General features: G+C 57.6%; 5 protein-coding genes. All 5 read right to left on the bottom strand.

Translation table 11 applies throughout. From position 1 onward, the window contains the following. Positions 1 to 292: 292 nt before the first annotated feature. The gene (locus tag AC5S26_RS18330; protein ID WP_494186372.1) at positions 293 to 961 is read right to left on the bottom strand and encodes a LolA family protein; all 669 of its coding nucleotides are present in this window, start codon (positions 959 to 961) and stop codon (positions 293 to 295) included. Between the two features lie 110 nt (positions 962 to 1,071). Then, the gene (locus tag AC5S26_RS18325) at positions 1,072 to 3,072 is read right to left on the bottom strand and encodes a CocE/NonD family hydrolase (protein ID WP_494186371.1); all 2,001 of its coding nucleotides are present in this window, start codon (positions 3,070 to 3,072) and stop codon (positions 1,072 to 1,074) included. A gap of 127 nt (positions 3,073 to 3,199) precedes the next feature. Beyond that, positions 3,200 to 3,586: a hypothetical protein gene (locus tag AC5S26_RS18320; RefSeq protein ID WP_494186370.1), complete on the bottom strand. Its 387-nt coding sequence runs from the start codon at positions 3,584 to 3,586 to the stop codon at positions 3,200 to 3,202. A 153-nt stretch (positions 3,587 to 3,739) separates the two neighbouring features. Beyond that, positions 3,740 to 7,930: a DNA-directed RNA polymerase subunit beta' gene (gene rpoC, locus AC5S26_RS18315; RefSeq protein ID WP_494186369.1), complete on the bottom strand. Its 4,191-nt coding sequence runs from the start codon at positions 7,928 to 7,930 to the stop codon at positions 3,740 to 3,742. A 198-nt stretch (positions 7,931 to 8,128) separates the two neighbouring features. Continuing rightward, positions 8,129 to 12,601 (bottom strand): DNA-directed RNA polymerase subunit beta, encoded by a 4,473-nt coding sequence (gene rpoB, locus AC5S26_RS18310; RefSeq protein ID WP_494186368.1) that lies wholly within the window; start codon positions 12,599 to 12,601, stop codon positions 8,129 to 8,131. Between the last annotated feature and the right edge of the window lie 616 nt (positions 12,602 to 13,217).

The raw sequence follows: 13,217 nt of genomic DNA, 5'->3' as shown, positions 1-13,217 counted from the left end.
GTTTTGGATGCTCTCTATTGAGGGTCTAGCCGTGCACAGTGACGATTGGGATACCTAATGCTTGTGTCAGATCGTTCTAAATTTGTAAACCGCTGGTCCCATTCGGCTTCGCTCAGGGAAAGCAGATAGAACTTCGATCTTATAAACCTGCCCAATACTTCTTGGATAAGCTCTCGATTCGAAATAAAAAAACAGACAACAGCAACGACAAAGACGAAATACATGGATCTCTCCACTCTGACGCGCGATGAAGCCGCGCGCCTCCGGTCGAGATGACGGGAATGCCAGTTCTCTAAATGGGCGGTTTAGCTTCTACAGCGCCGGGCGGAATCGAAAACTTGAAGGTTTCTGGTGGGAATGTGGGATTGCTTTCATAACTGGTCAAGGTGGTAGTCACAACGGATCGCACACCCTGCTTGTCGCTCTCCGTAATATCGCGCAAAATGAATCCCGAAGCAGGATCGATGCACATTGTCCGAACGACGCGAGTCGCCGGACCCTTCCACTCTGCACGGAGCACATCACAGGCGTGACTTCCATCTGCGAGCACAACGTGATCATGTCCTGTGATCGATGCCAAAACGGGGTCTTTTCCTAGCGAGTAGGACGAGCTTAATGGGAAATCGCAATCCTGGTTTACTTTCGCTGAATTTCGGTAGTAGTTGTGGCCGTCACCCATATAAAAGCTTTCGGTCCCATCGCAAACCAATACGGTCTGATCGTCCCCACTATTCTCGCGCCTCATTTTAAGTGGAGCTTGTACGGCGATCTTGATGCGAACCTGCGATTGGAGATCCATCCCATTACCCGATATCCGAGAGGTTTCGACAATCTCAGCTCGCCAACTCTTTGCGTTGCGTACCAGAGCCTCCGCACTCTGGAGTAGTACCCGTGGGTCCTGGGTATCCTGAGCAGCACCGCCTGCGACAACCAGAAGCATGAGGCAAACCAGAGCGTACATTACTCAAACCTTCCATGGTCCTGCGCACCGTTTTAATACAGGCTGCTTTGGCTGGACAACGGCGATCTATCGATGACCGCCGCTGTTTCAACCGTCGAGTGGGCAAAGAATCACTTCACCACGGGCAATTCAATCAAGCTTGCCTTGCCCGGAGCGTGATAGATCCTTTGCTCTGTCGTCTTATAGTCTGCGGGCTTTGCGTTGAATATATTGGCCACGAAGGTTTGTGGGTTGCGATCGTAGAGTGGGAACAAGGTGGATTGCACCTGCACCATGATTCTGTGCCCGGGCAGGAAGACATGGTTTACCTGCGGGAGATCGAATCTGACTTGTTCTGGCTCGTTCGGTTTGAAGGCTTCTGGTTTTTCGAAGCTTTTGCGGTATCTGGCACGGAAGATGTCCGTTGCGATGGGTAGCTCGTACCCACCCCACTCTCCAGGTACATTTTCTGGAAAGACGTCGATCACCTTTACGACAAAGTCCGAGTCGGTTCCCGAGGTAGAAGCCACCAGATTCACGATGGGAGTTCCACTGACTCGCATAGGCTCAGTCAGCGCATCTGTCGTAAAGGTGAGAACATCCTGGCGCCCATCGACGAAACGCTGGTCGGTCACGAGCCAGGTTCTCCAGTTGGGATTGTTCTGTGTAACGGGGCGAGGACTGTAGGGTACAGGCTTGGCTGGGTCAGAGATGTAGGCCGTATATTTCTCGCCCGACGACGGAGCCGTGAAACCTAGTTTGCCATCCGCGAGCAGATATAAAGGCTTCGACTTAGACTCGCAGCCGGATTCGCAGCTGAGCGGCCACTTGGGCAGGCGATCCCAATGATCTTCACCGGTGTTGTAGATGAGGACGGGCGGAGTATTGGCTTTGGGTCCGTCCTCCAGATGTTCGCGGAAGAAGGGCATGAGGATGTTTTCGCGGAAGTCGGCAGTAGTGTCCTGTTGCCAGATGAGTGGGCCGAGGTTCGTGCCTTCTCGATTGACCTGGGAGTGGAACCAGGGGCCCATGACGAGGTAGTTCATCGTGTTCGACGGGTCCATGGGCTCAGTGGCACGATAGCTATGGATGGCGCCCCACATGTCTTCCTGATCCCAAAGCCCCTGTAGCCACATGGTTGGAACAGTCAATGGCTTCCCTGCCATCAGCTTATCGAGCGCCTGCGACTGCCAGAAGCTATCGTAGGCAGGATGTGCTTCTACTGTCTTCCAGTACGGCAGTTGCTCCTCACCAAGCTTACGGGCCATGTCTCCGGCTGAGCCGGTTTCGAGGTATGCCGTGTAATCGTCGTGCGCGGGATGAACAATATGTTTTCCAAGTCCGCGAACCGTGGTTTGGGAGATGTAGTAGTCCAGACTGACCTGACGAAAGGCGCCATAGTGAAACCAGTCGTCGCCCATCCAGCCATCGGTCATCGGGCTTTCGGGGACAGCTGCCTTGAGAGCCGGGTGCGGATGCAGGAGCGCCATCTGGACGGTGTATCCCTCGTACGAGGAGCCGATCATGCCAACCTTACCGTTGGACTCAGGGATATTCTTTGCCAGCCAGTCAATCGTGTCATATCCGTCGGTGGTGTCGTCGGCGCCAGTTGGATTCCATGGCCCTACGGGAGGCGGGGTCATGAGATAGACTCCCTCGCTGCCGTATTTTCCGCGAACGTCCTGATAGACGCGAATCCAGCCGGCATGAACGAAGACTTCGTCTGGCAGCCCCAGCAAGTTGATCATCTTCGGCTGATCGACCGGCTTCTCCGCGTTGGCTTCGCGAGAGGCACGGGAACCTGTTGGCGCAGCGACTGCTCCCAGGGCCGTTGGCGTGCGATTGGCAGCGGCCCTGGCTGCGGCGTTGTAAGGAGTCCGGGTAAGGATGATCGGGACATTTTTGGCGCCTTTGGGAATGACAATGACGGTGTAGAGCTTGACGCCATCCCGCATGGGAATCATCTCGACGCGCTTGATATAGTCCGTTTCGGGCGCAGATTTTTCATAGGGTGTCACTGCCGGCGGCGTGAAGGATGCGGGGATGTCATTGCCGACGACTTTGTCCTGTTGAGCGAGGGCAATCGCGGATAGGGTAAAGGCACAAGCAGCGGCGGAAACAATAAGTCTCATTCGTAAGAGTCCTCCAGTTGCAATTTCTGACTTAACTCTATGGATTGAGACAAAGGCTAACAGGAGCCCGGTAAGAAACAAAGGGCGGACTCGGTTGAGTCCGCCCTGCTACTTTCCTTCCATCCGTCTACTTGGTATCCGCCTTCTCTGTCTTCTCTGCCTTCTTCGCGGTAAACGTTCCCGCTACATTCAACGGCTGAACATCGATATCGCCGCCCAGTTCTCCTTTGTCATTCCAGGTTCCAGTAAACGTGAGCGTCAGAGGATCTCCCTGATACTGACCGCCGTGAACGAAGGTCACTTTCTTTTCAGCGACGGTCACTGTAGTGTCGTACGACTTCCCTTCATCGTTCTTGCAAACGCCAGAGATCTTTTCCTTGTCCTGAGTGAAGCTGCAGGATTCGTTGATAGGGTACCCCTGGACGTCGCCGGCGATCGTCCAGGCTCCAGGAACCACAGGCTGAGCCAGCAGCGTTGCCGCCGAAGCTAACAGTAGGCACAAAATTCTTCCCATCGTCTTACCTTCTCCTCTGCAAAATATTTCGGAAAACGTAACGAAGTATACTCCGGCAACATCGATTTCATGCTGTTGCGTGACAGAAAATAGAAAACGGCAGAGCCGAAGCTCTGCCGTTTGTTTTTATTGCACAAGCGTGCGAGTTGGTACCTACTCGGCAGCCATCTCTTCCTGCTCGCCTTCCATGCGCATTGCCTCGAGCTCACGCTCTTCGGCATCGTGCGCCTCCTGAACCTCGGCTTGGACCTGGGCTGCCACTTCTTCGAGCTCCGGTGAGAGCTGAACGTTGCGGTAGTACTCCATGCCCGTGCCGGCTGGGATGAGGCGGCCGACGATGACGTTTTCCTTGAGACCGCGCAACGTGTCGACGGCACCGTTGATCGAGGCCTCTGTGAGGACGCGGGTTGTCTCCTGGAAGCTGGCGGCCGAGATGAAGCTGTCGGTCGAGAGCGACGCCTTGGTGATGCCGAGCAGAAGCGAGCGGCCAATTGCGGGACGTCCACCCGTCATCAGTACACGCTGGTTCTCGGCGTTGAAGCGGAAGCGATCGGTCTGCTGATCGATGAGGAAGGTGGTGTCGCCAACCTCTTCGATCTTGACCCAGCGCAGCATCTGCCGGACGATGACTTCGATGTGCTTGTCGGAGATGGCCACACCCTGCAGACGGTAGACTTCCTGGATTTCGTTCACCAGGTACTGCTGCAGTGCGCGCTCGCCGAGCACCTCAAGGATGTCGTGCGGATTACGCGGACCGTCGATGAGCGCGTCACCGGCACGGAGGCGTTCGCCTTCCTGCACGTTGACATACACACCGCGCGGAACCGAGTACTCCTCTTCCTGTCCGTTGTCGGCTGTGACGTAGACCTTGCGCTGTCCCTTGGTGACATCGCCGAAGCGAACCACGCCGTCGATCTTCGAGATGATTGCGGGGTCACGCGGCTTGCGTGCCTCGAACAACTCGACGACCCTCGGCAGACCGCCGGTGATGTCCTTGGTGCGGGTGGTCTCACGCGGGATCTTCGCCAGGATGTCTCCCGGGTAGAGCTCGTCGCCATCGGCCACCATAAGGTGAGCGCGGCTCGGCATCAGGTAGCGCTTGTTGCCCTGCGCACTCTTGATGATGATCGTCGGCTGACGCTTCTCATCCGCCGAGTCGGCGACGACCAGCCGGGAAAGGCCGGTGACCTCGTCGATCTCGTCGTGGAGGGTTACGCCTTCCTGCAGGTCCTTGAACTGGACCGTGCCGGCGATCTCGGTGAGGAGCGAGAAGGTGTAGGGGTCCCACTCGCCGAGCTTGTCGCCGAGGTTGACGTGAGCGCCGTCCTCGATCTTCAGCTTCGCGCCGTAGACGATCGCATAGCGCTCCTTCTCACGGCCCTTCTCGTCGATGATCGCGATGGAGCCGTTACGATTCATCGCCACCAGGTCGCCCGACTTTGCACGTACGGTGACCAGGTTGATGAAGCGAACCATACCGGCGTTCTTAGCCTCGATGTGCGAGGCGTCGGAGACGCGCGATGCCGTTCCGCCGATGTGGAAGGTACGCATGGTGAGCTGGGTTCCGGGCTCTCCAATCGACTGTGCCGCGATGACGCCAACAGCTTCGCCCATCTCGACCATCTTGCCCGAGCCCAGGTTACGGCCATAGCACAGGATGCAGGCGCCGCGCTTGGACTCGCAGGTCAGTACGGAGCGAATCTTCACGCGCTCGATACCGGCTGCCTGGATGGCGCTGGCCAGATCCTCATCGATCTCCTGATTGATATCGACGATGGTCTTGCCCTCGTAGTCCTTCAGCTTCTCGAGCGAGACGCGGCCGATGATGCGGTCACGCAGGGGCTCAATGGTCTCGCCGGCTTCGATGATCGGCGTGACATAGATGCCTTCCACGGTTCCGCAATCGTTCTGCGAGATGATGACGTCCTGCGCCACGTCGACCAGACGGCGGGTCAGGTAACCCGAGTCCGCAGTCTTCAGAGCAGTATCCGCAAGACCCTTACGAGCGCCGTGCGTCGAGATGAAGTACTGCAGCACGGTGAGACCCTCACGGAAGTTCGCCGTGATGGGGGTCTCGATGATTTCGCCCGAGGGCTTGGCCATCAAACCACGCATACCGGAGAGCTGACGAATCTGCTGCTTCGAACCACGAGCACCGGAGTCGGCCATGATGTAGATCGGGTTCATGGCTCCTTCCTTGTCCGCCTTCTTCATGTTGTTGAACATCTCGTCGGCCACCTTCTCGGTGACGCTTGACCACATCTGGATGACCTTGTTGTTGCGCTCACCATTGGTGATTGCACCGTCAAGGTACTGCTGCTGCACATTAATGACCTGCTTTTCAGCATCGGAGACAACGGTGTACTTCGACTCCGGGATAACCATGTCATCGAGACCGACGGAGAGACCCGACCGCGTAGCGTAACGGAAGCCGAGATCCTTGATGCGGTCCAGCGTCTTCACCGTGACTTCGAGCCCAAGGTTCAGATAGCAGTAGTTAATCAACTGCCCCATGCCCTTCTTCTTGAGCAGACCATTGACGTAAGGCATCTGCTCCGGCAAAGCGTCGTTGAGGATCGCTCGGCCGACCGTGGTATTGATGTACTGCTTGTTGAACTCCACCGGCTCCGTATGCGTCAGGTCCTGATCGTCGTAGGCCGTGGTCATGTCGAGCACGGGGCCCGTGTAGCGCAGACGAATTGGCGTGAGGGTTTCGACCTGCTTGGCTTCGAGCGCCATCAGCACCTCTTCGATATTCGCGAAGACGCGGCCTTCACCCTTTGCGTTGACCTTTGCCTTGGTGAGGTAGTAGATGCCGAGAACGAGGTCCTGTGTCGGAACCGTGATCGGCTGGCCGCTCGCGGGCGAGAGGATATTGTGCGAGGCGAGCATCAGCACGCTGGCTTCGATCTGAGCCTCAGGCGAGAGAGGAATATGGACAGCCATCTGGTCGCCGTCGAAGTCCGCGTTGAAGGCGGTGCAGACCAGCGGATGGATCTTGATGGCCTTGCCTTCCACCAGCACGGGTTCGAAGGCCTGGATGCCGAGACGGTGCAGCGTCGGGGCGCGGTTCAGAAGGACCGGGTGATCCTTGATGACCTCTTCGAGAATGTCCCAGACGATCGGTTCCTGCAGTTCTACCATCTCCTTGGCCTGCTTGATGGTCGTGCAATGACCGGTCTGCTCCAGACGGTGATAGATGAAGGGCTTGAAGAGCTCGAGCGCCATCTTCTTGGGAAGACCGCACTGGTGCAGCTTCAGCTCCGGACCGACCACGATGACCGAGCGGCCGGAGTAGTCGACGCGCTTGCCGAGCAGGTTCTGACGGAAGCGACCCTGCTTGCCCTTGAGGGTATCGGAGAGCGACTTCAGCGGACGGTTGTTCGCACCGCGCAGGACGCGGCCACGGCGGCCGTTATCGAACAGAGCGTCGACGGCCTCCTGGAGCATGCGCTTTTCGTTGCGCACGATGACCTCAGGCGCATGGAGATCCATGAGCTTCTTGAGGCGGTTGTTGCGGTTGATGACGCGACGATAGAGGTCGTTCAGGTCCGAGGTGGCGAAGCGGCCGCCGTCCAGCGGAACCAGGGGACGAAGTTCGGGCGGAATGACGGGGATCACGTCGAGGATCATCCACTCTGGCTTGTTGTCGGACTTACGGAAGGCCTCGACGATCTTCAGGCGCTTGGAGTACTTGAGCTTCTTCTGAAGCGACGACTCCTGCTTCATGCGCTCGCGCAGCTCGATCGCCAGCTCGTTGATCTCGACGCGCTTGAGCAGCTCCTTGATGGCTTCGGCTCCCATCATGGCCTTGAAGCCGGAGGGACGGTACTGCTGGTCGAGCTCGCGGAAGCGGTTCTCGTCCTTGATGACCTCGCGCTCTTTGACCGGAGCGTCGCCTGGATCAACGACGACGTACGACTCGAAGTAAAGCACGGCTTCGAGCTCGCGGAGGGAGATATCGAGAAGGTGGCCGATGCGCGAAGGCAGTCCCTTGAAGAACCACACGTGCGAGCAGGGCGAAGCAAGCTCGATATGGCCGAGGCGTTCACGACGCACCTTGGACAGCGTGACTTCAACGCCGCACTTATCGCAGATCACGCCGCGATGCTTCATGCGCTTGTACTTGCCGCAGAGGCACTCCCAGTCCGTAATAGGACCAAAAATACGTGCGCAGAACAGGCCGTCGCGCTCAGGCTTGAAGGTGCGGTAGTTGATGGTCTCGGGCTTGGTGACCTCACCGTGAGACCAGCTGCGGATCTTCTCCGGGCTGGCAAGCTGGATCTTGATCGCGTCGAAGTCAGCGATCGGTCCGGTTAGTTCGAAGGGGCTGGAGCGGAACATATTTTGCGTCTCCCTTATTTCCTGCGATTGCAGGTGTGCAGCATCCGCTGCGGTTGCTAAATCTTTTCTTGCGATAACTGTCGGCGTATCGCGTTGCCGTGGTTCTAAAACTGAAGCTCAAATTCGATTGTCTTTGCTACTGCAAAAAGGTGAGTAGCACCTGAGGAGGCCCGGAAAAGCCTCCTCAGGCTTAGTTCATTAGTCGGCTGCTGCGATCGCCGGCAGCGGCTGTTTCTTCTGATCGGCCTGTTTGACCAGCTCAACGTCGAGGCAGAGAGACTGCAGCTCGCGAATGAGCACATTGAACGACTCCGGCACGCCGGGCTCGATCGCTGCCTCGCCCTTGACGATGGCTTCGTAGATCTTGGTACGGCCATAGACATCATCGGACTTCGCGGTAAGCAGTTCCTGCAGGATGTAGGCCGCACCGTAGGCTTCGAGGGCCCAGACTTCCATCTCACCGAAGCGCTGTCCACCGAACTGCGCCTTACCACCCAGCGGCTGCTGCGTGATCAGCGAGTACGGCCCGATCGAGCGAGCGTGGATCTTGTCGTCGACCAGATGCGAGAGCTTCAACATGTAGATATAACCGACCGTGGCGGGCTGTTCGAACTCCTCACCCGTCATGCCGTCATGCAGAAGGCTCTTGCCGGAGCTCGGAAGACCCGCCGCTGCAAGCAACGCCTTGATCTCGGTCTCACGCGCACCATCGAAGACTGCCGTGCCGAACCAGATGCCCCGCTTCATGCCTGCAGCGACGCGCATCGTCTGCTCGTCGTCGAGAGTCAGAAGCTGGTTGAGAGCAGCAGTGCCAGCAAAGCGCGCCTTGAAGAGTTCGCGAACCTCGTTCGCTTCCTCCATGTTCGCAGCCAGTTCGGCCACCTGCTTACCAAGCTCATGAGCAGCCCACCCCAGGTGGGTCTCGAGAATCTGACCTACGTTCATACGCGAAGGCACACCAAGCGGATTCAGGACGATCTCGACCGGCGTTCCGTCGGGGAGGTACGGCATGTCCTCTTCCGGCAGAATGCGGGCGATAACACCCTTGTTACCGTGGCGTCCGGCCATCTTGTCGCCGACCGAGAGCTTGCGCTTCATCGCGATGTAGACCTTCACCATCTTGATGACGCCTGGTGCAAGCTCGTCGCCCTTGGACATCTTGCCGATCTTCTCGTTGGTGATCTTGCGCAGAACGTCGATCTGACGCGAAGTCATCTCTTCGATCTCGTCGATCTGCTCGTTGACGCGCGGATCCTTGTCGGCGTAGCGAATACGCTTCAGGTTACGCGTCGAGATCAGCTCGATGGTGTCGCGGTTCAGAATCTCGCCCTTCGAGAGCAGCTTCTTGTTGGTGCGCTCGTCGTGTAGATCGGCCTGAACTTCCTTCCCGCCGAGAATCGCCTCAAGTCGCTTCAGGCGCTCGTCGGTCAGAATGCGGATTTCGTCAGCCAGATTGCGCTCCAGCTTCTCGATCTGCTCCTGCTCGATCTGCTTGGCGCGCTCGTCCTTTTCCTGTCCCTTGCGAGAGAAGATGCGGACGTCGACGACCGTTCCTTCGATACCTGGAGGGCAGGTCAGCGAAGCGTCACGAACGTCGCCGGCCTTCTCGCCGAAGATGGCACGCAGAAGCTTCTCTTCCGGCGTCAGCTGGGTTTCGCCCTTCGGCGTTACCTTGCCCACGAGGATGTCGTTGTGCGAGATCTTCGCGCCGATACGGATGATGCCCGACTCGTCCAGATCACGCAGAGCGTGCTCGGAGACGTTCGGAATATCGCGCGTGATCTCTTCCGGCCCAAGCTTCGTGTCGCGGGCCTCGATCTCGAACTCCTCGATATGGATCGAGGTGTAGTAGTCCTCGCGGACCAGCTTCTCCGAGATAAGGATTGCGTCCTCGAAGTTGTAACCACGCCACGGCATGAACGCGACCAGAACGTTACGGCCAAGGCCGAGTTCGCCCTGCTCCGTGCAAGGACCGTCTGCAATCACCGCGCCCTTCAACACGCGATCGCCCTTGCGGACCACCGGCTTCTGGTTGATGCAGGTGTTCTGGTTCGAGCGCTTGAACTTGGTCAGCTGATAAATATCGCTGCCAACCTCACGCGAAAGCTGCGTTGGATGATGCTCACCCTCGACACGGATAATGATGCGCTCCGAGTCGACCGAGTCCACGATGCCGTTGCGCTTGGCGAGGATCACAGCACCCGAGTCGCGAGCAGTGACACCCTCCATACCGGTTCCAACGAAGGGAGCCTCAGAGACCAGTAGAGGAACGGACTGGCGCTGCATGTTTGCACCCATCAGCGCGCGATTCGCGTCGTCGTGCTCGAGGAACGGCACCAAGGAGGCTGCAACCGAGACCAGCTGCTTCGGCGAGACGTCGACATAGTCAACCTCGGCCTTGCTTACCAGAACGAAGTTGCCCTGGCGACGGGCATCGACGATGTCCTGAACGATGTTCAGGGCCTCATCGAGTTCGACGTTCGCCTGCGCGATCGTGTGGCGATCTTCTTCCCACGCCGAAAGATAGAAGCTGAATGGAGTGAGATCCATCGTGCGCTTCTTATCCTTCTTCAACTGATCGTTGAGCTTCTTCGCCTCATTTACCTCGAGGTAGTCACCCTGGCGCAGACCGCTCTCCCCGGCATTGGTCACCGAGACGTAGTCCATCACCTTGCCCTCTTTCACGCGGCGATACGGCGACTCGATGAAGCCGTACTCGTTGATCCGCGCAAAGCAGCTGAGCGAGGAGATCAGGCCGATGTTCGGGCCTTCCGGCGTCTCGATCGGGCAGATGCGTCCGTAGTGCGTCGGATGCACGTCGCGGACTTCGAAGCCCGCACGCTCACGCGAGAGGCCGCCCGGCCCAAGGGCCGACAGGCGGCGCTTGTGCGTGATCTCTGACAGAGGATTGGTCTGGTCCATGAACTGCGAGAGTTGCGAGCTTCCGAAGAACTCGCGAATCGCGGCCATGACAGGCTTGGCGTTGATCAGGTCGTGCGGCATCGCCGTCGACATCTCCTGATACACGCTCATCTTTTCCTTGATGGCGCGCTCCATGCGAACCAGACCGATGCGAAACTGGTTCTCCATCAGCTCGCCCACCGCGCGTACGCGGCGATTGCCAAGGTGATCGATGTCATCCACCATGCCAATATTCTTGCGCAGCTTGAGCAGGTACTTGATCGTCCCGTAGAAGTCATCGGGGGTCAGGGTCCGCTTGTCGAGCCCAGTCGCCTCAGCATTCTCATACAGTTTGATGTTGAACTTCAGACGTCCTACACGAGAGAAGTCGTACTTGCGCGCATCGAAGAACATGCCCTCGAAGAGAGCCGTCGCCGTGTCGAGAGTCGGAGGGTCACCCGGACGCAGCTTGCGGTAGATCTCGATCAGGGCCTCTTCGGGCTTGCGAACCGAGTCGCGGCGCAGTGTGTTGGTGATAATGTTGCCCACATCGTCGCGGTCGGGGAAGAAGACCTCAAAGCTGGTCACGCCGGACTGCTGAATCTTGTGCAGCTTATCGGCGGTCAGTTCCTGATTGGCTTCGTACAACAACTCACCGGTTGTCAGATCGACCACGTCGGCCGCAGTCATCGCGCCATCAAATTCGCTGGTCTCTACTTCAATCTCTTCGACCTTCGCCGCACGCAGAGCCTTCAGGGAGTGCGCCGAGATCTTGCGCGTTGCCGGAGCAATCTCTTCGCCCTTCACTGTGACCGGCGCAGCAGGACGCGTGCCCTGCAGATTGGTCGCGGTCCCATCGTGGGCGACCTTCCAGTTCAGCTTTCCTTCCTTCAGATTGATCGTGTCGACCGTGTAGAAGGTCTTCAAGATCTCCTCGTCCGTGCGCAGGCCGAGCGCGCGCAGGAAGATCGTTCCCAGGAACTTGCGCTTGCGGTCGATACGGACATACAGTGTGTTCTTCTGGTCGTACTCGAACTCTACCCAGCTGCCGCGATACGGGATGATCTTGCCGAGGAAGTAAGTGCGGTTGTTCGCCGTCTCAAAGAAGACGCCGGGCGAACGATGCAGCTGCGAGACGATGACGCGCTCAGTGCCATTGACGATAAAGGTGCCATTGGCGCTCATCAACGGAATATCGCCGAAGAAGACTTCCTGCTCCTTCATGTCGCGCAGGGTCTTGACGCCGGTTTCCGGATCCTTATCGTAGATCTTCAGGCGAATCGTGACCTTGAGGGGAGCCGAGTAGGTCATGCCCCGCTCTTCGCACTCCGCCTGGTCGTACTTCAGCTGAAGACCGACAGGGTCTCCGCACTTGGTGCAGAAGTCAGGGGTGTTCTTGTTGTAGGTTCCGCAAAAATTGCAAAGTACATCGCCAGGGTGAAAGGGATCGGTGATCACCATGTGGCCGCAGTTCACGCAGGCCGTGCGCAGATGGTTGAGCCCCTTGAGGTAACCGCACTTGCACTCCCAGTTTCCGATCGAATAGTCGACAAACTCGAGTTCTGACACGTTGCGAAAATCAGTGATCGGAAAGACCGAGGTAAAGACCGACTGCAGACCGTTGTCTTCACGCTCCTGGGGGAGCTTATCCATCTGCAGAAAGCGCTCATAGCTCCGGCGCTGCACTTCGATAAGGTTGGGAATTTCAATTGCGGTTGGAATCTTGGAAAAATCAAGACGGCTGCGGATCGCGCGCATTTCGCTGGACATGCTCTCTCCCTGAATACTTACCTTCGAGGACCCTTAGACGGTGCGTGCAAAATCACCTTCGTAAGGGGAAGAGTCCCGGTCCTGACTCTTCTTGTTAGTTCGGTATTGCGCTTCTGATTTCATCGGGTTCTGCCGTCCTCGATTCCAGCCAACCCGTACGCAAATATCTCGTCGCCGGTCATCCCGCGACGTCTTACCTCAAAACTTCAAAATCTTTTCATCGCGTCCAACTCGCTTACTAAGGAACGAATCTGCTATAAGGAACGCGTACTTTCGGTCTAAAGCTCTGCCCCGCAGAGCCGAAATACATAAAAACACGGCAAAGCGCTCGAGGGGACAGCTTGTCCCGCGAGCGCAAAGGTCGACTTGTGCACTATTCCGATCGTAATGAGATGAATGTCTGCCGCCGTTTTGAGGCTCGCCTTGCCCCAAATTCGCTGCTGTCTGCCTGAAACCAGTGGCACCATGCGCATCCGCCGCTAGAAACGCATGATGGCCGGCCCCTTAACCCCTCTCCCTGAGAGGATGGACCGGAGTACAACCAACCGTGTATCTGGATTTCACCGCCGATAACTGCCCGCCAGCTCAGCACAACAGGGCGGAACGAATCTTTCTA

The sequence above is a fragment of the Edaphobacter sp. FHG110511_03 genome (assembly GCF_059115365.1).
The sequence above is the reverse complement of the archived record's forward strand: the minus strand, read 5'-3'. Positions and strand labels throughout refer to the sequence as shown.

Excerpts from the sequence above, each read along its gene's own strand:
- AC5S26_RS18330 (WP_494186372.1), bottom strand. The coding sequence starts at position 961 with ATGTACGCTCTGGTTTGCCTCATGCTTCTGGTTGTCGCAGGCGGTGCT.
- AC5S26_RS18325 (WP_494186371.1), bottom strand. The coding sequence starts at position 3,072 with ATGAGACTTATTGTTTCCGCCGCTGCTTGTGCCTTTACCCTATCCGCG.
- AC5S26_RS18320 (WP_494186370.1), bottom strand. The coding sequence starts at position 3,586 with ATGGGAAGAATTTTGTGCCTACTGTTAGCTTCGGCGGCAACGCTGCTG.
- rpoC (WP_494186369.1), bottom strand. The coding sequence starts at position 7,930 with ATGTTCCGCTCCAGCCCCTTCGAACTAACCGGACCGATCGCTGACTTC.
- rpoB (WP_494186368.1), bottom strand. The coding sequence starts at position 12,601 with ATGTCCAGCGAAATGCGCGCGATCCGCAGCCGTCTTGATTTTTCCAAG.